Below are 19,850 nucleotides of genomic sequence, written 5' to 3'. Positions count from 1 at the left end.
GCGACGACACCGGCACCGCACGGCGCCGACATCGCACAGGGAAGGTCAGCACATGCGCGTCGCGTTCCAGATGGACCCGATCGAAACTGTCAACATCAACGCTGACAGCACGTTCCGGCTGGCCGAGGAAGCGCAGGCGCGCGGCCACGAGTTGTTCTTCTACCTTCCCGACCGGCTGCGGTTCCATGACGGGCGCGTGCAGGCGACGGGTCAGCCTTTCACCTTGCGCCGCGAGATCGGAAACCATGTCACGCTCGGACCCGAGGAAACCCGGGACCTGTCCGATTTCGACGTGGTCTGGCTGCGGCAGGACCCGCCCTTCGACATGGGCTACATCACCTATACGCATCTTCTGGATCTCGTGCATCCGCGCACGCTGGTGGTGAACGACCCGTTCTGGGTGCGCAATTTCCCGGAAAAGTTGCTGGTCCTGAAGTTTCCCGACCTGATCCCTGCGACGCTGATCACCCGCGATCTCGAGGCGCTCAAGGCGTTCAAGGCCGAAAGGGGCGAAATCATCGTAAAGCCGCTTTACGGCAATGGCGGCGCAGGGGTGTTCCGTCTCGGGCCGGACGACCGCAACCTTGGCTCGCTGCACGAAACCTTCTCGGCCATGAGCCGCGAGCCGATCATCGCGCAGGAATACCTGCCCGCCATCCGCCACGGCGACAAGCGAGTGATCCTCGTCGACGGGGAGCCGGTAGGCGCCATCAACCGCGTGCCGCAAACCGGCGAGACGCGGTCGAACATGCATGTGGGCGGCAAGCCCGAGAAGGCCGTGCTGACGGATCGCGATCGCGAGATCTGTGCCGCCATCGGCCCGACGCTTCGCGAGGCGGGGCAGGTCTTCGTGGGGATCGACGTGATTGGCGACCGGCTGACCGAGATCAATGTGACCTCTCCCACCGGCCTTCAGGAGATGGAGCGGTTCGACGGTACCAATGTGACTGCCCGGATCTGGGAGGTGATAGAGGCCAAGCGCGCGGCGGCAGCGGGTCAGGCCAACGTGCTGAGCCGGTAACCCAGCGCTTCGGCCACGTGGGTGCGCCCGACGCGGTCCGCCGATTCAAGATCCGCAATGGTCCGGGCCACCCGAAGCACCCGATGATAGCCGCGCGCAGTCAGCCCGAACCGGTCCGCAGCGCGGGTCAACAACTCGCGTCCCGCCGCATCGGGCGTAGCGACGTCCTCCAGCAGCGCCCCTTCCGCATCGGCGTTGACCCGCAGCCCGTCATGCCCGGCGTACCGGCCCGCCTGTACATCGCGCGCCGCTGCCACCCGCGCCGCCACCGTGCGGCTGTCATCGCCCGATGCGGGCAGGTCGAGATCCTGAAAGGCAACCGGTGGCACCTCGATGCGCAGATCAAACCTGTCCATCAGCGGGCCCGAGATGCGGCCCATGTAATCTGAGCCGCATTTCGGCGCGCGGGCGCAGGCCTGCGCGGGGTCGGCCATGTGCCCGCAGCGGCATGGATTGGCGGCCGCGACCAGCAGAAAGCGCGCGGGATATCGGCAATGGGCATTGGCGCGCGAGACCACGACATCCCCTGTCTCGATCGGCTGACGCAGGGTTTCCAGCACCCCGCGCGGGAACTCCGGCAATTCGTCGAGGAACAGAACTCCGTTATGGGCAAGGCTGATTTCGCCCGGCTTGGCCCCCTTCCCGCCACCGACGATGGAAGCGACCGACGCGGTGTGGTGCGGCCTGCGGAACGGCCGCGTGCGCGAGATGCCGCCTTCGTCCAGCAGCCCCGCCAGCGAATGCACCATCGACGTTTCCAGCGCCTCTGCCGCGCCGAGCGGCGGCAACAGTCCCGGCAGCCGGGCCGCCAGCATGCTCTTGCCCGATCCGGGCGGGCCGGTCATCAGCAGGTGGTGGCGCCCTGCAGCCGCGATCTCCAGCGCGCGCTTGGCCCGCTCCTGGCCTTTCACGTCGCGCAGATCGCCGCCCGGCGGCGCGGTCACGACCTCGCCCGGTTCGGCATCGGGCAGAAGCACCTGCCCGGTGAAATGGCGCACGACCTCGGCCAGCGACGCGGCGGCCAGCACGCGCGCCGCCCCGACCCAGGCCGCCTCACGTCCGCAGGCGCGCGGACACAGAAGCGCGCGGCCCTCGGCGGCGGCGGCAAGCGCGGCGGGAAGCGTGCCGATCACCGGGTGGAGCACCCCGTCCAGCGACATCTCGCCAAGCGCGACGGTGTCGGCGATTTCCTCGCGCGGCAGGATCTCCAGCGCGGCCATGAGTGCAAGCGCGATGGGCAGGTCGAAATGCGCGCCCTCCTTGGGAAGATCGGCGGGTGACAGATTCACGGTGATCCGCTTGGACGGCAGCGCGATGGACATGGCACCAAGCGCGGTGCGGACCCGGTCGCGGGCTTCTGAAACAGCTTTGTCCGGAAGCCCGACGATGGAAAAGGCCGGAAGGCCCGGCGTGACCGCGCATTGCACTTCGACCATGCGCGCCTCTAGCCCCTCGAATGCGACCGTGAAGGCCCGCGCGATCATCGGTGTCCTGCCATGATTACCCGTTCGTTACCTGACCCGCCCGAGGTTTAGGAAGTGTTAACGCGGCCCCTCGGATCAATCCTTGGACACAGGGTTCCGACATGGGCTTCAGGGCAGGTGGTTGACAGCCGCGGCGCGCCAGCCATCCGGCCCGCGTACCAAGCAGGTCACCGACAGGTTGTCGATCTTCTGGCCGAATACCTCGGTCGTGGGTGCGCCGGTTGCGCGCTCCAGTTGTGTCAGGATCGCGCCGAAATGCGCCACGACGATCACGTCCGGCGCCATCCCCGCCAGCCGGTCCACTGCGGCCCCGACGCGCGCGGACAGGTCGTGCCAGCCTTCGCCGCCGGGCGCCCGGACCGGACCGGGCGTCTCCCAGAAGGCGCGGATCAGTTCGGGCGTCTCGGCGTCGATCTCGGCAAAGCTGCGGTTCTCCCACGCGCCGAAATGCAATTCGCGCAGGTCCGGGTCATGCGGCAGCCTTCGGCGGCCGTCCGCGATGGCATCGGCGGTCTGGACCGCGCGCGACAGGTCCGACGACACCACCGGCGCGCCGGACGGAAGGTGGGCCGCCAGCCGGTCCAGCGCAGCGCGATCGCCCAGATCCGCGGGCAGGTCGGTCCAGCCGATCATCGTCTTGGCATGGGTCGGCCCGTGCCGCACCCACCAGTAGCGCGTTTCGGTCATGGTGCTCCCTTTAGAACAAGCGGCAACCCGGCGATCACCGCAGTGACCTTGTCGGCCTGGGCGGCGACGCGCTGGTTCACGCGTCCCTGCGCCTCGCGGAACCGGCGCGACAGGGCGTTGTCCGGCACGATGCCCTGTCCGACCTCGTTGCTCACCACGACCACGGGACCGGTGCAACCCGCCAGCGCCGTGCAAAGGCGATCCGTCTGCGCATCGATGTCGCTCCCCGCCAGCAGATGGTTGGTCAGCCAAAGCGTCAGGCAGTCCAGCAGCGCCGCCTCGCCCGCGGCGATCCCCGCCAGAGCGCCGGGCAGGTCCATTGGCGCCTCAAGCTCGCGCCAGCCGCTGCGGCGCGCCTTGTGCTGCTCGATTTTTGTGCGCATCTCGTCGTCCCATACTTGCGCTGTCGCGATATACACTTTGCTCAAGCCGCTGTCGTTTATGATTTTTTCGGCAAAGCGCGATTTTCCGGAGGCCGCGCCGCCGATCACGAGACAAAGCGGAGGTAAGGAAGTTTTATGCATTATCTGTGATCCGGTTTTTCAGGACGGACGTAACCCTCGGCATAAGGACGACAGAATGACGTCATATTATAAAACCGGGAGTAGCACCTATGGCACTGGACGGATACGCCGATCAATCCCTGTCGCGTCGCGCGATGAAGGCCGAATTGCTGGACGCGGAAACCGAGCTTCGACTTGCCTATGCATGGCGCGACGAGCGCGACGAGGAAGCGCTGCACAGGCTGATCACGGCCTATATGCGTCTTGCGATCTCGATGGCTGCCAAGTTCAAGCGCTATGGCGCGCCGATGAACGATCTTATCCAGGAAGCCGGGTTGGGGCTGATGAAGGCGGCCGACAAGTTCGACCCGGACCGCGGCGTGCGCTTCTCGACTTACGCGGTGTGGTGGATCAAGGCTTCGATCCAGGATTATGTGATGCGCAACTGGTCGATGGTGCGCACCGGATCCACGTCCAGCCAGAAATCGCTTTTCTTCAACATGCGCCGCGTCCAAGCTCGTCTGGAGCGAGAAGCTGATGGGCGAGGCGAGCGTCTGGACCGGCACCAGCTGCGCCAGATGATTGCCACCGAAGTCGGCGTGCCACTGCATGACGTCGAGATGATGGAGGGGCGGCTGTCCGGGTCGGACTACTCGCTGAACGCAACCCAGTCCTCCGATGACGAAGGGCGCGAATGGATCGAGACACTTGAAGATGACAGCCAGCAGGCGCAGGAACTTGTGGAGCATGACCGCGACATCGATACGCTGCGCGGGTGGCTTGTGTCGGCCATGCAGGAACTCAACGACCGCGAGCGGTTCATCGTCCGCGAGCGCAAGCTTCGCGACGCCCCACGCACGCTTGAAAGTCTGGGCCAGGAGCTTGGCCTTTCGAAGGAACGTGTCCGGCAACTCGAAGCGGCTGCATTCGGCAAGATGCGCAAGAGCCTGTCGTCCCGCTCGACCGAGGTGCAGTCCTTCCTTGCGTGACCTCGCCCTGCGCGGGCTGGGGATGGTGATGGCCGCCGGGCTTATGCTCGGCGGTCCCCTTCAGGCCCGCGAGATCACGCAGGAGGCATTGAGCCTGCTTCCACCTGTGGATGTGGTGATCCTTGGCGAGGTGCATGATAACCCGCAGCATCACCTGAACCAAGCTGCGGCATTGCGCGCGCTGAAACCGGCAGCCGTCGTTTTCGAAATGCTTGGTCCGGAACAGGCGGCGATCGCCAATCAGGGCACGCGCGTCGGAGAGGCGCTTGGACTCGCGCTTGACTGGACATCGGGGGGCTGGCCGCCCTTCGCGATGTACTGGCCTGTGTTCGAAGCAGCGGGTGCGGCACGCGTCTATGGCATGGCCGTGCCGCGCGCCGAAGTCAGCCAAGCCTTTCGAAACGGCCCTGCCGCTGTCTTTGGCGCTGATGCCCGCCGATACGGGCTGGACGAGGCGCTGCCAGCCGACGAACAGGAAGCTCGCGAGCAGATGCAGATGGAGGCGCATTGCAACGCGATGCCCGCCGACATGCTACCCGGCATGGTCGCCGCGCAGCGCCTGCGCGACGCCGCGTTCGCTCAAACCATCTTGACCGCGCTGGCCGAGGTCGGCGGCCCGGTGGCCGTTATCACCGGATCGGGGCACGCCCGCACCGACTGGGGCATACCCGCCGCGCTGCGCCGCGCTGCGCCTGATCTAAGTGTGTTGTCGGTCGGCCAACTGGAGGATCACGGGAACCCTGCCGCGCCGCCGTTCGACCTGTGGCTCGTGACCGCCCCGGCCGAGCGTCCGGACCCATGCGCGGGTCTTGCGGGTGCTGGGCAGAACGGTTGAGTTCGCGCGCGCAGCCCCCTAATCAATGCGGGCGGAGGGGCGGCAGATGCTGGCAGGCAAACGGATACTTCTGATCATCGGCGGCGGGATCGCGGCCTACAAATCGCTGGACCTGATCCGCCAGTACCGCAAGGCGGGAGCGGCGGTCGTGCCGGTTCTGACCCGCGCCGGGCAAGAATTCGTCACACCGCTGTCGGTCGCAGCACTGGCCACCGAGAAGGTACACACCGATCTTTTCGATCTCACCTCCGAGGCTGAGATGGGCCATATCCAGTTGTCGCGCGCCGCGGATCTTGTCGTGGTCGCACCGGCGACCGCTGATCTGATTGGCAAGATGGCGACCGGACTGGCGAACGATCTTGCGACAACGCTGTTGATGGCTACCGACAAGCGCGTCCTGATCGCCCCCGCCATGAATGTGCGCATGTGGGACCACCCCGCGACGCAGCGCAACATGTCGGTGTTGCGCGGCGACGGCATGTCCGTGGTCGGCCCCGACAGCGGCGACATGGCCTGCGGCGAATACGGCCCCGGCCGGATGGCGGAACCGGCCGCGATCGTGGATGCGACGGCCGACCTGCTGGCAAGCGGCCCGCTGCGGGGGCGTCACGTCATCGTGACGTCGGGGCCGACCCACGAACCCATCGACCCGGTGCGCTACATCGCGAACCGGTCGTCTGGGGCACAGGGCACGGCGTTGGCGGGCGCGCTGGCCGCCTTGGGCGCGCGGGTCAGCTTCGTGACCGGTCCGGCCAGCGTGCCACCGCCGCCCGGGGTGGACGTGATCGCCGTTGAGACCGCGTGCGAGATGCTGGCCGCAGTGCAGGGCGCGCTCCCCGCCGACGCCGCCGTGTTCGCCGCCGCCGTGGCTGACTGGCGCATGGCCGAAGCACGGGCGCAAAAGCTCAAGAAGGCTGGGAACGGCGCGCTGCCCGTGCTCCAATTCGCCGAGAATCCGGACATTCTTGCAACTGTCGCGCAAATGGATCACGGGCGTCCGCCGCTGGTCATCGGCTTCGCGGCGGAAACCGAGAACGTTATCGCCCATGCCACCGCCAAGCGCGCGCGCAAGGGCTGCGACTGGATCGTTGCCAATGATGTATCGCCCGCGACGGGCATCATGGGCGGTTCAGACAACACGGTGACCCTGATCTCCGACACCGGGCCCGAGCCATGGCCAAGCCTGAGCAAGACGGAGGTGGCCCGCCGCCTCGCTGCGAGAATCGCCGAGGCGCTGGCATGACCGGCCCTTTGCTGACACTTGCCTGGACGGAGGATGCGGACCGCGCCGTGCCGCTGCCGTCCTATGCCACAGCGGGCGCGGCAGGGGCAGATCTGCGCGCCAACCTGCCGGGCGAGCTGCGCGCGACGGGTATCACGCTGGCGCCCGGCGCGCGCGCGCTCGTGCCGACGGGCCTGCGGCTGGCCATCCCGGCGGGGTACGAGGTGCAGCTGCGCCCCCGGTCCGGGCTGGCGCTGAAGCATGGGCTGACGCTGCCGAACAGCCCCGGCACCATCGACAGCGATTATCGCGGCCCTCTCGGGGTTATCGTTCAGAATGGCGGGGACACGCCCTATACCATCGCCCATGGTGACCGGATCGCACAGTTGGTCGTGGCGCCGGTGCTGCAAGCGTCCTTCACGCTGGCCGAAACGCTGGACGACACCGCGCGGGGCAGCGGCGGCTTTGGATCGACGGGGACCCGCTGATGCTTCTGTTCCTTGCGCTGGCCGGGCTGATCTGGGCCATCGGCTGGCTGATGAAGACCCCGCCCCAGGCGCGCTGGATCATGATCGGACTATTGTACCTCGTGGTGGTGGCGCTGCTGGTGGTGCTGCCGCCGGGCGCGGCGTTGCGCATGACGCTGGGCGGTTCTGCGGCCAACTGGCTGGCCGTCGGCGCGCTGGTCGTGGTCGGACTGGGCTATTCCGCCGGACTGCGCAAACTGCGCGCCCGGGTTCGGCCGGAAAACCGCGCGCCCGAAAGCGCCGACGCGACCGCAGATCCCGCCGCGCCCCTGACCGATGCCGAACTGGACCGCTATGCCCGCCACATCGTGCTGCGCGAAGTCGGAGGCACCGGCCAGCGGGCGTTGAAACGGGCGCGAGTGCTGGTGATCGGCGCGGGCGGGCTGGGGGCGCCTGCGCTGCAATACCTTGCCGGGGCGGGCGTCGGCACGATCGGGGTCATTGATGACGACACGGTGTCGGCCTCCAATCTCCAGCGGCAGGTGATTCACCGCGATGCCGACACCGGGCGGGCAAAGGTGTTTTCGGCCCGCGACGCGATGCTGGCGCTGAACCCGCATGTGACGGTGCGCCCCTACAACCGGCGCCTTGTGCCCGAGATCGCGCGCGATCTCGTGGCGGACTACGATCTGGTGCTCGACGGGTCGGACAATTTCGATACGCGCTACATGGTCAACGCCGCCTGTGCGGCAGCCGGCGTGCCGCTGGTGTCTGGCGCCATCGCCCAGTGGGAGGGGCAGGTCAGCGTCTACGACCCGGCCCACGGCGCGCCGTGTTTCGCCTGCGTCTTTCCGCAGGCTCCGGCGCCCGGCCTTGCCCCCTCCTGCGCCGAGGCGGGCGTGATCGGCCCATTGCCGGGCATTATCGGGGCTATGATGGCTGCCGAGGCGATCAAGCTGATAGCGGGGGCGGGCACGCCCCTGCGGGGCCAATTGCTGATCCATGACGCGCTGGAAGGCGAAAGCCGCCGTATCGCTGTGACGCAGCGGGCCGATTGCGCGGTTTGCGGCGGCGTCGGCTGAGCCTATATCAGTCGAAACGACAGGAGCCGACATGACCAACCCGCTGCTTGACGAATGGGCAACACCCTATGCGCTGCCGCCCTTCGACTTGATCACCGACGCCGATTTCGGGCCCGCCATCGACGCTGCGCTGGATGGTGCGCGTGCCGCTGTGCGGGCCATCGCCGATCAGGACGCGCCGCCCACTTTCGCCAACACGATCGAGGCGCTGGAAAGCTCCGATGCGCAACTCGACCGGGTTCTGGCGGCCTTCTTCACGCTTTCGGGCACGGATTCCAACGCGGCCCGCGAGGCGCTGATGCGGGACATCTCGCCCAAGCTGGCCGCCTACGGGTCGGAGATCACCATGAACCCAGCGCTTTTCGCCCGGATCGAAGCGCTGTGGCAGAGCCGTGACGCGCTTGGGCTGACCGACGAGCAGGAGCGTGTGTTGATGCTGACGCGGCGTGGCTTCGTGCGGGCGGGCGCTCAACTGGAAGGTGCGGACCGCGACAGGCTGTCGGCCATCAAGGAACGGCTGGCGGTGCTGGGCACGCAGTTCGGCCAGAACCTGCTGTCGGACGAACGCGACTGGCACATGGAATTGTCCGAAGCGGACCTTGAGGGGTTGCCCGCCTTCGTGAAAGCGGCGGCGCGCGCGGCCGGAGCCGAACGCGGGCTCGATGTGCCGGTGGTGACGCTGTCGCGGTCGCTGATCACGCCGTTCCTGCAATTCTCGCCACGCCGCGACCTGCGCCGCCGCGCATTCGAGGCCTATGTCGCGCGCGGCGCGCGCGGCGGGCCGACCGATAACCGCGCGATCGCCGCTGAAACGCTGGCGCTGCGCGAGGAACGCGCCCGCCTTCTGGGCCATGACAGTTTCGCAGCCTACAAGCTGGAAACCGAAATGGCCGCCACGCCGGATGCGGTGCGCGACTTGCTCACGGCCGTCTGGACGCCCGCGCGCGCCAAGGCAGAGGCCGATACCGAGGCGCTGACCGCGCTCATGCGCGCGGACGGGATCAATGGCGACCTGGAGCCGTGGGACTGGCACTACTACGCAGAGAAGCGGCGCAAGGCGGACCACGACCTCGACGAGGCGGACCTGAAGCCGTACCTGCAACTCGACCGGATGATCGAAGCGGCGTTCTCCTGCGCGCACCGCCTGTTCGGACTGTCCTTCGCCGAGGTGGACGTGCCGCTGCACCATCCGGACGCCCGCGCCTGGGAAGTGACCCGCGACGGGCAGCACATGGCGCTGTTTGTCGGCGACTATTTCGCACGCGGCTCGAAACGGTCGGGGGCGTGGTGTTCGGCGCTGCGCAGCCAGAAGAAGCTGGGCGGCGACGTGCGGCCGATCGTGCTGAACGTGTGCAACTTTTCCAAGCCCGCGCCCGGCGACCCGGCGCTGCTGTCCTATGATGATGCGCGCACGCTGTTCCACGAGTTCGGCCATGCGCTCCATCAGATGCTGTCGAACGTGACCTATGGGTCGATCTCGGGCACGTCGGTGGCGCGCGATTTCGTGGAACTGCCCAGCCAGCTGTACGAACACTGGCTGGAAGTGCCTGAAGTCATGTCGGAATTCGCCGTCCATGCTGAAACCGGCGCGTCGATGCCGCCCGAACTGCTTGACCGGCTGCTCGCCGCGCAGAACGCCGACCAGGGGTTCGCGACGGTGGAGTATGTCGCCTCGGCGCTGGTCGATCTAGAATTTCACAGCGGGCCGGTACCGGAGGACATCATGGCGCGGCAGGACGAGATTCTGGCCGGTCTGGGGATGCCGCGGGCGATCCGGATGCGGCACGCGACCCCGCATTTTGCACATGTGTTCACCGGGGACGGGTATTCCTCGGGCTATTACAGCTACATGTGGTCGGAGGTGATGGATGCTGATGCCTTCGCCGCCTTCGAGGAGGCGGGCAGCGCCTTCGACCGTGACACTGCGGCCAAGCTGGAGCGATTTATCCTGTCGGCGGGCGGGTCCGAGGACCCGAAGGCGCTGTATCTGAAGTTCCGCGGCAAGCTGCCGGAGGTGGACGCGCTGCTGCGCGGACGCGGATTCGACACCGCCGCGTGATGGCTTCGAGGCGAATATGAACGCGGTGGGAAACCTAACCTGTAGGGTTTCGCTGGGATCGATGCGTCCCGAACAGGGGCTACGCGGGGTGAAACAGGCAAGGGCTGGGCGGGGTCAGCCCTTCCACACATCCTTGTGGATGATGACCTCGCAGCGCGGGTAGCGTTCACGGATCGCCGCGCGCAGGCCCGCGCCTATGTCGTGGGCCTCGCGCAGGGGCAGATCACCGTCGAGTTCCACATGCAGGTTTACGAACACCTTGGACCCTGCCTGTCGGGTCTGCAGGTCGTGAAAGCCGTGCACTCCGGGCCAGCCTTCGGCCAGCGCCTCGATCCCCGCGACGGTGGCAGGGTCCGCCGCGCGGTCCATCAAAGCGTGCCACGCGCCCACGCCGATCCGTATCGCCCCCGCCGCCAGCATCGCCGAGGCAGCGAGCGCGACCACCGCATCGATCAGGCCTAGCCCGAACCAGCGCGAGGCCAGCAGCGCCACGATGGCCCCGACATTGGGAACGAGATCCCCGAGATAATGAAGCCGGTCGGCTTGGACCACGCGGCTGCCGGTGGCCCGCGCCACTCGGCCTTGCCACAGCACAAGCCCGAACGTCATGAGGATCGACAGCACCATAACGGCGATCCCGCGCCCTTCCGCATCCAGCGGCGGGGGCGCATCGCCGGTCAGGCGCGCTGCCGCGGCGATGGCGATAACCCCCGCTGCGACGAGGATGAACAGGCTTTGCGCCAGTGCCGCCAGATCCTCCACCGAGGTGTGGCCGAAGGTGTGATCGTCGTCGGCGGGCCGCGCGGCATAGAGCACCGCTGCCAGCCCGCCCAGCGACATCATCAGGTCGAGCCCGCTGTCGGCCAGCGATGCCGCGACCGACAGCGCGCCGGTCTGCCCCAGCGCCCAGAGCTTGGCCACACTCAGCATCAGCGCCACCGACACCGAGGCGAGGGTCGCGGACAGGTTCATGCGGGCATCGTGGCAGGGCTGCGTCATGGGGCGGGTCCGGTCTGGTTGCCACGTCTGGCGCGGGTGTGCCAGCAACCCGGGCGCGGATGCAAGGAAAAGACCGCGTGCCGCGGGCTTCGCCGCCTATTGCGCGGGCGCGCCGCCGCGCAGGTCCACGCCCCACAGTCCGGCCGCTTCGGCCCAGCCGCGATGCCCGCCCGCCACGATTTCGCACCAGCCCGCGTCGCAGCCGATCAGCCGTGCGATCACGCCGCGTTCCAGACGGGCCTCGACCGGAGCCGCGCGATCCGGGTCGCGGCGCAGGTCGGCCATTTCGAGATCCACGATCACGGTCCGGTTGCCCGACAGCAGCGCGTAGTGCACCCAGCCGCCCAGCCCGTCGCGGTCAACCACGCGGCGCCAGTGCCCGTATTCGGCGGTCACGATCACCGGCAGTCCGGGATGACGGAACACCCAGTCGACCCGGTGGGTCGTGGATGGGCCGCGGCGCACGTTCGCCTCGCTGGCCTTGATCGATACGAAGCGCGGAATCGGCAGGCCGGTGGAGGGTCCTGTGGTGGCGGTGGGGGTCGAAGCGTCCGATTGCGCGCGGCCGGGCCCGGGCCCGGCGGCACAGATCAGTGCAAGGGTCAGGATGCCCGCAAACCGCAGGATCGGCATGATCATGGCTCTGCTCGCCTCATCGGGCCTGTGTCGAAGGCTTTTTGTCGCTTTTATGTGGCCGTGCTTGTGCACGGTTTGACTATAGGACAGTTTGCCAGACAAGAACACAGAGGTGAAGACGAGGAGCTACCCGAATGCCTGCAAAACCCGTGCGTGTTGTCGTCACGCGACGTCTGCCCGAACCGGTCGAGAACCGCCTCAAGGGTCTGTTCGACGTGCAGCTTCGGGATGACGACACTCCGATGAGCAAGGCCGAGCTTGTCGCGGCGATGCAGGAGGCCGAGGTGCTGGTGCCCACGGTGACCGACCAGATCGATGCGGCGATGCTGGCGCAGGCCGGTGAACAGTTGCGCCTGATCGCCAGCTACGGCGCGGGGGTGGACCATATCGATGTGGCCTCGGCGCGCCAGCGCGGGGTGCTGGTCAGCAACACGCCCGGCGTCGTGACAGAGGACACGGCGGACATGGCGATGGCGCTGATGCTTTCGGTGACACGGCGCATTCCCGAAGGGCTTGCGATGATGCAGCGCGGGCAATGGAGCGGCTGGGCCCCGACGGCGCTGCTGGGCGGGCGGATCAGCGGTCGGCGGCTGGGTATTCTCGGTATGGGGCGGATCGGACAGGCGGTGGCGCGGCGCGCGACCGCGTTCGGGATGCAGATTCATTACCACAACCGCCGCCGGGTGGCCGCCGAAACCGAAACGCAGTTGGGCGCGACCTACTGGGAGGATCTGGACGAGATGGTCAAGCGGATCGACATCCTGTCGGTCAACTGCCCTTCGACCCCCGACACGTTCCATCTGATGAATGCGCGGCGGCTCAAGCTCATGAAGCCCACGGCGGTGATCGTGAATACCGCACGGGGCGAGGTGATCGACGAGAACGCGCTGGTGCGGATGTTGCGCGCAGGGGAACTGGCGGGCGCGGGGCTCGATGTCTACGAACACGGCGCCGATGTGAACCCGGCCCTGCGCGAGCTGGGCAATGTCGTGTTGTTGCCGCACATGTCCTCGGCCACCGAAGAAGGCCGTATCGAGATGGGCGAGAAGGTCATCATCAACATCAAGACCTATGCCGACGGCCACCGCCCGCCGGACCAGGTCGTTCCGGGCGTGATGTGATGGCGCGCCGCGCCGCGCTGCTGGCCGCCGCCCTGCTGGCGGGCTGCGCCACGGGGGGCGCGCCGCCTCCGGGCGGAAGCGCGGCGCCCTCGACTGCCCCGGTGGCGGAGGGAACGGCGCTGACGAACTGCAAGCGCGAGATCTGGCGCCGGTCGGGCGAACTGGTGCGCATCACCAGCGTGAACATCTTCGAGGAACAGCGCGGCATCGTCAGTGGCACCGGCAGCTTCGGGACGCGGTATGACTGCTTCACCAACCCGGCGGGGAAGGCGGTGAATGTGACGGTGGACCGCAGGCGGCGGTTCTGAAAGGGTCGGCGATGACGGACGGCGCACTGCGGATTCTGGTGACAGGCGGGACCATCGACAAGGTGCATGACCCGCGGGTGGAGGCGCTGGTGTTCCCGCGCGACGGCGCGACGCTGGTGCCAGAGATGCTGGCGATGGGACGCTGTCATTTCCCACTGGTGCAGATCGTGATGCTTAAAGACAGCCTGGATTTCGACGATGCCGACAGGGAGGCGATCGCGGCGGCGGCGGCGGCTGCGCCCGAGGCCGCGCTTGTGATCACTCACGGCACCGGCACGATGGGGGCGACGGCGCGCTTTCTGCAGGGGCGGGTGCCGGGCAAGACAGTGGTGCTGACCGGCGCGATGCGGCCCCATTCGATCAGTGCGTCGGACGGATCTTTCAACCTTGGCGGCGCAGTCGTAGCTGCGCAGGTGCTGCCCGAGGGAGTCTATGGCGTGATGAATGGCCGCGTGATCCCGGCGGCGCGGCTGGACAAGAACGTCGAGGCCGGCCGGTTCGATCTATGAGCGGCCTGCTGCGCCGCAACTGGGCCTTGCCGATGGCCCTGCTTTGCGCGCTTCTTGTCTGGCAGCCGGTTTTCACCGCGCCTGCGGAACGGTTCAACAGCGAGGTCTTCGGAAGCGCGCTGCGCGTCTACGCCGTTCTGCGGGGGATCAACGCGGCGATCTCGGTGGCAAAGGAAACGGAGGTCGGCGTGCAATTCGTCGGGTCCCTGACCACGCAGCCCGGAATGGTGCTGGACCCGATCGACGAAACCGTCGCGCGCGTTGCCGATGCGGTCTTCATGCTTGCGGCGGCATCCGGCGTGCTTTCCGTCGCCCTCGATCCGTTGGCGCAGATGGGCGCGCTACTGGCCGGGCTTGGTTTTCTTGCAGTCTGGGCGGCCGGACTTGCTGGGGTCGGCATTCCGCCATCCGTCCTCGGCGCGCTTCGGTCGGGCGGCCGGACACTCGGCGGGTTAGGCCTCGTGCTGGCCCTTGCGCTGCCGCTTGGGTATGGACTGGGCGGAAGGCTGGGCACATTTTGGACCGCAGACGCCTGGCACGCGGCGCAGGCAAGGCTCAGTGGCGAGGCGCAGGAACTCGTCGCAGCCGTGGAGGATGCGGCCGAACCGAGGCCAGGGAAGGCTGGTGCAGAACGCGGCCCTTCCGACGAAAACCCGTCTTTCATGGAACGGGTGCTGGAGGGCGCGGTGGGAGCAGGCGACGCGGCGGGCGATACCCTTCGCGGCGCCGTTCCAGACCTTGATTACCTGCAGCAGCGCGGCGGCGAGATCGTGGAAAGCTCGCTCACATTGATTGCCATCTACGTTTTCCGGCTTGTCGTCCTGCCGTTCGTGCTGTTCTGGCTGGCCTTCACCCTGACACGCCGAGTTCTCGCGTCCTAGCGGTACACCTCGTCTTCGGTCGGAAAGGCGCGGGCCTTCACGTCTGTCGCGTAATCCTCCACCGCCTTTTCGATCATAGGGCCAAGCTGGCCGTAGACCTTCACGAACTTGGGCGTCCAGGGGTTCAGGCCCAGCATGTCCTCGAGCACGAGGATCTGTCCGTCGCACTCTGCGCTCGCGCCAATGCCGATAGTCGGAATGTCGATCTGCTTCGTGATCTTTGCGGCCAGCGGTTCGACCATGCCTTCCAGAACCACGGCGAAGGCACCGGCATCGGCCACGGCCTTCGCGTCGGCCTCGTGAGCGGGCCACGTGTCCTCGTTCCGGCCCTGCGTCTTGAAGCCGCCCATGACGTGGCTGCTTTGCGGGGTCAGGCCGGTATGCGCCATCACCGGTACGCCGCGTTCGGTCAGGAAGCGGATGGTTTCGGCCATGCGCGTGCCGCCCTCCAGCTTGACCGCGCCGCAGCCGGTTTCCTTCATGATCCGGGCGGCGTTGCGGAACGCCATGTTCGGGCTTTCCTCGTAGGTGCCGAATGGCATGTCCACCACGATCAGCGCGCGCTGCGTGCCGCGCACCACGGCCCGGCCATGCATGATCATCAGATCGAGAGGCACGCCCACCGTGCTGTCCATCCCGTGCATCACCATTCCAAGGCTGTCGCCCACGAGGATGAAATCGGCGTGCCGGTCCACGATTGCGGCGGTGTGCGCGTGGTACGAGGTGAGCGACACGATGGGCTCGCCCCCCTTGCGGGCCGCGATCTGGGGCACGGTCGTTCGGCGAATCCGGGTCTGGGTGCTCATGATGATCTTCCTGGTCGGGGTGGGTATCAGGGGCTGACGACGCGCTGATCGATCAGCAGCACGTCGCCGAAACGGACGGCCAGCAGGATCACGACGGGCGCCGCGATCGGGCCGGTCAGTGCCGCAAGCGTGTCCGCATCGCGGATGTCGACCGACTGGACGGCCGCGCCGGGCGTGCCGGACAGGCGGGTCGTGATTGCCGCCTGAAGCTCTTCAATGGTCATCGGGTTGCGCGGCAGGGTCGTTTCCGCCCAGTGCAGCGCGGCGAACAGCGCGGGTGCGGCGGCCCGGTGTTCGGGCGACAGGCGCACGTTTCGCGAGGACAGCGCCAGCCCGTCGGGCGCGCGTTGGGTGGGGATGCCAACGATCTCGACCGGGATGTCGAGGTCGCGGACCATCGTGCGGATCACGGCAAGCTGCTGGAAGTCCTTACGCCCGAAGAAGGCATGGGTCGGCTGCACGATGTTGAACAGCTTGGTCACCACCGTCGCCACGCCGCGGAAATGGCCAGGCCGCAGCGTGCCGATCAGGATGCCGGACAAGTGCGTCGTGTCCACCACCGTTTCGCTGTCGGGGTGATACATCTCTGCCGGGTCGGGCAGGAACACGGCGGCGACGCCTTCGGCCTCCAGCAGCGCGAGATCGCGTTCCGCGTCGCGCGGATAGCTCGCCAGATCCTCGGTCGGGCCGAACTGCGTCGGGTTCACGAAGATCGAGGCGGCGACGTGATCGCATGCCTCGCGGGCGGATCGCACGAGCGCCAGGTGACCGTCATGCAGGTAGCCCATCGTCGGCACCAGGCCCAGCGTTGCCCCGCCGCCGCGCAGGGGCGCGAGCGCACGGCGCATCTGCGCCTTCGTTCTGCAGATATCCATCGGCACCCCGGTGTTGATCGCCAACCCTGAGTAGTCCGAGGCGCCCGGCCTGACAAGGCCGCCGCTGTCGCGCCCCTGGCCGGTTTGCTGCTGCTGTTACAACACCCATGTGCCGTCCCGCCGTCGGGCGACCCCTGAACTACCGCACCTCCGGCGCGCATGCCGGTTCCGAAGCGCAGTCAGGGCAGCAGCGCCGTGCTGCCGACCTGCGGGCGGCAGCCGTCCTCCAGTCCCGCGGCCATCGCCAGCGTCGCTACGGTCGCCACCGCTCCGCCGATCCACGCGGCCCCAAGGCTTGCGGCCAGCGGAAGGCCGATTTCGAGCAGGACCAGCAGAACGATCAGCGTCAGCAGTGCGTCGAGTCCGATCACGCCGATCGGGTTGGCGCTGCCTTCGCTTGTCCGCACGGGTGCGGCCTGGGTTGTCCCTTTGCGATATGCCTGCATTGTCCTGCCCTCCTCCTGTCCGAGTGACCCGAGCTTGGCAGCGTAAGGTGAATGGCTCCTTAACGCTGTCCGGGCGCGAAGTATGCCGGTTTCAGGCCGCCGTCGCCATGATGCGGGTCAAATGCGCTGCGCCTTCCGCGTGCGATGTCGCTTTTTCATGGCGATGGGTCGGGCGCGCCGTGCTTCCGGATCGCGCCCCGAGTCATTGTGCGCCCTAGCGTGAACACGGGAGTGGCATGAGATGAAGACGCAGGTGCGGGCACTGATCGTGGGCGGGGGAGCCATCGGCACTTCCATCGCCTATCACCTGGCGAAGGCCGGCTGGGACGACGTGATGCTGCTGGAGCGGGACGAACTGACCAGCGGTTCCACATGGCACGCGGCGGGGCTGCTGCCGCTGTTCAACATGTCCTTCGCGACCACGCATATCCACAAGTACTCGGTCGATTTCTACAAGACGCTGGAGGCCGAGACCGGCCTGAACGCGGGCTTTTCGGTCGTGGGCAACCTGCGCATGGCGCAGTCGCAGGCCCGCATGGACGAGTACATGGTGTATGCCACCACCGCAGAGACGGCGGGCGTGCCGTATGAGTGGATGAGCCCGGCCCAGATCGCCGAGCGCTGGCCGCTGGTGCGCACCGACGACCTGATCGGCGCGATCTACCACCCGACTGACGGTTACATCAACCCAGCCGATGTGACCATGGCGATGGCCAAGGGCGCACGGCAGCGCGGCGTTGCGATCGAACGCAAGTGGCAGGTGGACGGCTACCGCTGGAACGGCAGCGCCTGGGAAGTCACTTGCACCAAGATGGGAGAGCGAGGCGGCAACCTTGTTGCCACCGACGAGCAGGTGGTCATCACCGCCGAGCATGTCGTAACCGCAACCGGCAACCACGCGCAGCGCACCGCGAAGATGCTTGGCATCAAGATCCCCGCGATCCCGGTGGAGCACCAGTTCATCGTGACCGAACCCGACCCGGCGCTGGTCGAGTACCGCAAGACCCATGGCGAGCACCCTGTGCTGCGCGACGCCGACGCCAAGTGGTATGTCCGCGAGGAGCGCGGCGGCTGGATCCTCGGGCCATACGAGAAGGGCGCGCCAGCGCGCTTCGAGTACGGTGTTCCGGACAGTTTCCGCGCCGATCTGTTCCCGCTCGATCTGGACCGGATCGAAGAAGAATACATGGCGATGATCCACCGCATCCCGACCTCGGAAACGGTAGGGCTCAAGGACGATTTCAACGGACCGATCTGCTACACGCCGGACGGCAACCCGTTGGTCGGCCCCGCGCCGGGGTTGCGCAACATGTGGCTGGCCGAGGGCTTCAGCTTCGGCATCACGGCTGCGGGCGGCACCGGCTACTACCTCGCGCAGATGATGGTGGAAGGTGAGGCCGAGATCGACATGGCCAGCCTCGATCCGCGCCGCTATGGCGACTGGATGACGACCGAATACGCCGCGCGCAAGAACGAGGAGGCGTATGAGCACGTGTTCGTGCTGCACCATCCCGACGAGGAGCGCCCGGCGTGCCGCCCGCTGCGCACCGCCCCGGCCTATGACCGGCAGAAGGCGCGCGGGGCGCAGTTCGGCTGTGTGAATGGCTGGGAACGGCCCAACTATTTTGGCCCGGTGGATGCGCCGGAGGATTTCGACCACGACGCGCGCAGCTTCCGCCGGGGCGGTTGGTGGCAACACGCCGCCGACGAGGCACGCGCGATCCGCGAGGGTGTGGGCCTGATCGACGCGACCGCTTTCACCAAGCACAGGGTCAGTGGGCCGGGGGCGACCGCGTTCCTTGACTGGTTCACCACGAACCGGCTGCCGAAGGTCGGCCGCATCAACCTGACCTACGCGCTGACCACAGCGGGCACCACCCGAACCGAATACACCATCGTCCGGCTGTCCGAGGAAGAGTACTACCTTGTGTCCGCCGGGGCCTGGACGGCCTATGACGGCGACTATCTGCGCAAGGCGATTGCCGACAAGGAAGCCGAGTTCGGTCGGATCGAAGTGCAGGACGTGACCAGCCAGTGGGGTGTTTTCGCAATCGCCGGGCCGCGCGCGCGCGATGTGCTGAAGGCGGTGGTGAAGGACGCGGACCCGGACAGCGTGCTGGGCAACAAACGCTTTCCCTGGCTGTCGGCGCAACAGATCGAGCTTGGCATGTGCCCGGTGCGCGCCATCCGCGTCGCCTATACGGGCGAACTGGGCTGGGAACTGCATCACCCGATCGAGATGCAGAACTACCTGTTCGACCTGCTTGAGAAGGCCGGCGCGGCTTTCGACATGAAACTGGTGGGCGCACGGGCCCAGAACTGGCTGCGGCAGGAGAAATCCTATCGCGCTTTCGGCAACGAGCTGGGCCGCGACGCGACCCCGCTGGAGGCCGGGCTGGACCGGTTCGTGGATCTGGACAAGGATTTCCACGGCAAGCAGGCGATGCTGGATTTCGGCATCCGGTCGAAATGCGTCACGCTGCTGGTTGACGGGCCGGACGATGCCGACCCGTGGGGCCGCGAGGCGATCTATGCCGGTGGCGTACATGTCGGGCGGCTGACCTCGGGCGGCTGGTCCGCCGCATTCGGCAAGTCGATCGGCATGGGCTATGTGCGCCCGGACTGCGCCGAGGTGGGCACGGTGCTGCAGGTGAAGATGTTTGACCGGCTTTGGACCGCCACGGTGACCGAGGACAGCCCCTACGACCCGCAGAACGTGCGCATCCGTGCCAACGACCCGGCGCTTGTGGCGCCGGCGCAGGCCGCAGCGGAATAAGGTGCGCGTGCGACGCCGGCCCGGCCCTGATTGCCGGGTCGGGCCGGGCTGTGCCTTGTGCCTGTCCCGACCGGGTCAGACGGAAACGAATAATTCCGTTTTGCCCCAGCGTTAACCAATGGCATAATCTCCCCACAATAACTC

20 protein-coding genes are annotated in these 19,850 nt (G+C 67.3%); 12 read left to right on the top strand and 8 right to left on the bottom strand.

Annotated features, from left to right (window positions below; genetic code table 11):
* The first annotated feature begins 52 nt into the window (after positions 1-52).
* Positions 53-1,021, top strand: coding sequence for a glutathione synthase (gene gshB, locus DKT77_RS17385; protein WP_109812944.1), 969 nt, complete (start codon positions 53-55; stop codon positions 1,019-1,021).
* Here the strand turns inward: gshB and DKT77_RS17380 are convergent.
* The 3 genes from DKT77_RS17380 to cobU all read right to left on the bottom strand — a co-directional run bounded on the left by DKT77_RS17380 (position 997) and on the right by cobU (position 3,683).
* Entirely contained in the window at positions 997-2,505 is a 1,509-nt protein-coding gene (locus DKT77_RS17380) for a YifB family Mg chelatase-like AAA ATPase (RefSeq protein ID WP_109812943.1), read from the bottom strand. The genes gshB and DKT77_RS17380 overlap by 25 nt on opposite strands.
* A gap of 108 nt (positions 2,506-2,613) precedes the next feature.
* Positions 2,614-3,192: a histidine phosphatase family protein gene (locus DKT77_RS17375; protein ID WP_109812942.1), complete on the bottom strand. Its 579-nt coding sequence runs from the start codon at positions 3,190-3,192 to the stop codon at positions 2,614-2,616.
* Positions 3,189-3,683: a bifunctional adenosylcobinamide kinase/adenosylcobinamide-phosphate guanylyltransferase gene (gene cobU, locus DKT77_RS17370; protein WP_338016091.1), complete on the bottom strand. Its 495-nt coding sequence runs from the start codon at positions 3,681-3,683 to the stop codon at positions 3,189-3,191. Before cobU ends, DKT77_RS17375 begins: the two co-directional genes overlap by 4 nt.
* A gap of 122 nt (positions 3,684-3,805) precedes the next feature.
* Between cobU and DKT77_RS17365 the strand changes: the two genes are divergently transcribed.
* The 6 genes from DKT77_RS17365 to DKT77_RS17340 are packed head-to-tail and all read left to right on the top strand — an operon-like array spanning position 3,806 to position 10,349.
* Positions 3,806-4,684, top strand: coding sequence for an RNA polymerase factor sigma-32 (locus DKT77_RS17365; protein ID WP_109812940.1), 879 nt, complete (start codon positions 3,806-3,808; stop codon positions 4,682-4,684).
* Positions 4,685-4,706: 22 nt separating this feature from the next.
* Positions 4,707-5,519, top strand: coding sequence for a ChaN family lipoprotein (locus tag DKT77_RS17360; RefSeq protein WP_109812996.1), 813 nt, complete (start codon positions 4,707-4,709; stop codon positions 5,517-5,519).
* Positions 5,520-5,565: 46 nt separating this feature from the next.
* On the top strand, positions 5,566-6,762 hold the full coding sequence (gene coaBC / locus DKT77_RS17355) for a bifunctional phosphopantothenoylcysteine decarboxylase/phosphopantothenate--cysteine ligase CoaBC (RefSeq protein ID WP_109812939.1): 1,197 nt from the start codon (positions 5,566-5,568) through the stop codon (positions 6,760-6,762).
* A complete protein-coding gene (gene dut, locus DKT77_RS17350) occupies positions 6,759-7,229 on the top strand; it encodes a dUTP diphosphatase (RefSeq protein WP_109812938.1) in 471 nt (156 codons plus the stop codon). Before coaBC ends, dut begins: the two co-directional genes overlap by 4 nt.
* Positions 7,229-8,290: a HesA/MoeB/ThiF family protein gene (locus DKT77_RS17345; protein WP_109812937.1), complete on the top strand. Its 1,062-nt coding sequence runs from the start codon at positions 7,229-7,231 to the stop codon at positions 8,288-8,290. The genes dut and DKT77_RS17345 overlap by 1 nt, the downstream gene beginning before the upstream one ends.
* Before the next feature lie 31 nt (positions 8,291-8,321).
* Entirely contained in the window at positions 8,322-10,349 is a 2,028-nt protein-coding gene (locus DKT77_RS17340; protein ID WP_109812936.1) for a M3 family metallopeptidase, read from the top strand.
* 114 nt (positions 10,350-10,463) lie between these two features.
* On the opposite strand, the gene DKT77_RS17335 is transcribed toward DKT77_RS17340, so the two are convergent.
* Both DKT77_RS17335 and DKT77_RS17330 read right to left on the bottom strand, forming a co-directional pair.
* On the bottom strand, positions 10,464-11,348 hold the full coding sequence (locus DKT77_RS17335; RefSeq protein ID WP_109812935.1) for a cation diffusion facilitator family transporter: 885 nt from the start codon (positions 11,346-11,348) through the stop codon (positions 10,464-10,466).
* 96 nt (positions 11,349-11,444) lie between these two features.
* Positions 11,445-11,981, bottom strand: coding sequence for an SH3 domain-containing protein (locus DKT77_RS17330; protein ID WP_109812995.1), 537 nt, complete (start codon positions 11,979-11,981; stop codon positions 11,445-11,447).
* Positions 11,982-12,118: 137 nt separating this feature from the next.
* On the opposite strand from DKT77_RS17330, the gene DKT77_RS17325 reads away from it, so the two are divergent.
* Genes DKT77_RS17325 through DKT77_RS17310 form a run of 4 tightly spaced genes read left to right on the top strand, consistent with a single transcriptional unit; the run spans position 12,119 to position 14,803 of the window.
* Positions 12,119-13,105 (top strand): 2-hydroxyacid dehydrogenase, encoded by a 987-nt coding sequence (locus tag DKT77_RS17325; protein ID WP_109812934.1) that lies wholly within the window; start codon positions 12,119-12,121, stop codon positions 13,103-13,105.
* Positions 13,105-13,413 (top strand): hypothetical protein, encoded by a 309-nt coding sequence (locus DKT77_RS17320; RefSeq protein ID WP_109812933.1) that lies wholly within the window; start codon positions 13,105-13,107, stop codon positions 13,411-13,413. The genes DKT77_RS17325 and DKT77_RS17320 overlap by 1 nt, the downstream gene beginning before the upstream one ends.
* Positions 13,414-13,424: 11 nt before the next feature.
* Complete coding sequence (locus DKT77_RS17315) at positions 13,425-13,922, top strand: asparaginase domain-containing protein (RefSeq protein WP_109812932.1); 498 nt, start codon at positions 13,425-13,427, stop codon at positions 13,920-13,922.
* On the top strand, positions 13,919-14,803 hold the full coding sequence (locus DKT77_RS17310) for a hypothetical protein (RefSeq protein WP_109812931.1): 885 nt from the start codon (positions 13,919-13,921) through the stop codon (positions 14,801-14,803). The genes DKT77_RS17315 and DKT77_RS17310 overlap by 4 nt, the downstream gene beginning before the upstream one ends.
* Here the strand turns inward: DKT77_RS17310 and panB are convergent.
* The 3 genes from panB to DKT77_RS17295 all read right to left on the bottom strand — a co-directional run bounded on the left by panB (position 14,800) and on the right by DKT77_RS17295 (position 16,930).
* Entirely contained in the window at positions 14,800-15,609 is an 810-nt protein-coding gene (gene panB / locus DKT77_RS17305; protein ID WP_109812930.1) for a 3-methyl-2-oxobutanoate hydroxymethyltransferase, read from the bottom strand. The two genes, DKT77_RS17310 and panB, sit on opposite strands and share 4 nt — an antisense overlap.
* A 26-nt stretch (positions 15,610-15,635) precedes the next feature.
* Entirely contained in the window at positions 15,636-16,484 is an 849-nt protein-coding gene (panC, locus tag DKT77_RS17300; protein ID WP_109812929.1) for a pantoate--beta-alanine ligase, read from the bottom strand.
* 179 nt (positions 16,485-16,663) lie between these two features.
* Positions 16,664-16,930, bottom strand: a complete 267-nt coding sequence (locus DKT77_RS17295; protein ID WP_109812928.1) for a hypothetical protein — start codon at positions 16,928-16,930, stop codon at positions 16,664-16,666.
* Between the two features lie 241 nt (positions 16,931-17,171).
* On the opposite strand from DKT77_RS17295, the gene DKT77_RS17290 reads away from it, so the two are divergent.
* The gene (locus tag DKT77_RS17290; RefSeq protein WP_109812927.1) at positions 17,172-19,706 is read left to right on the top strand and encodes a GcvT family protein; all 2,535 of its coding nucleotides are present in this window, start codon (positions 17,172-17,174) and stop codon (positions 19,704-19,706) included.
* The last annotated feature ends 144 nt before the right edge of the window (positions 19,707-19,850 follow it).

This window comes from Meridianimarinicoccus roseus (assembly GCF_003172915.1).
Classification (GTDB): Bacteria; Pseudomonadota; Alphaproteobacteria; order Rhodobacterales; family Rhodobacteraceae; genus Meridianimarinicoccus; species Meridianimarinicoccus roseus.
The sequence above is the reverse complement of the archived record's forward strand: the minus strand, read 5'-3'. Positions and strand labels throughout refer to the sequence as shown.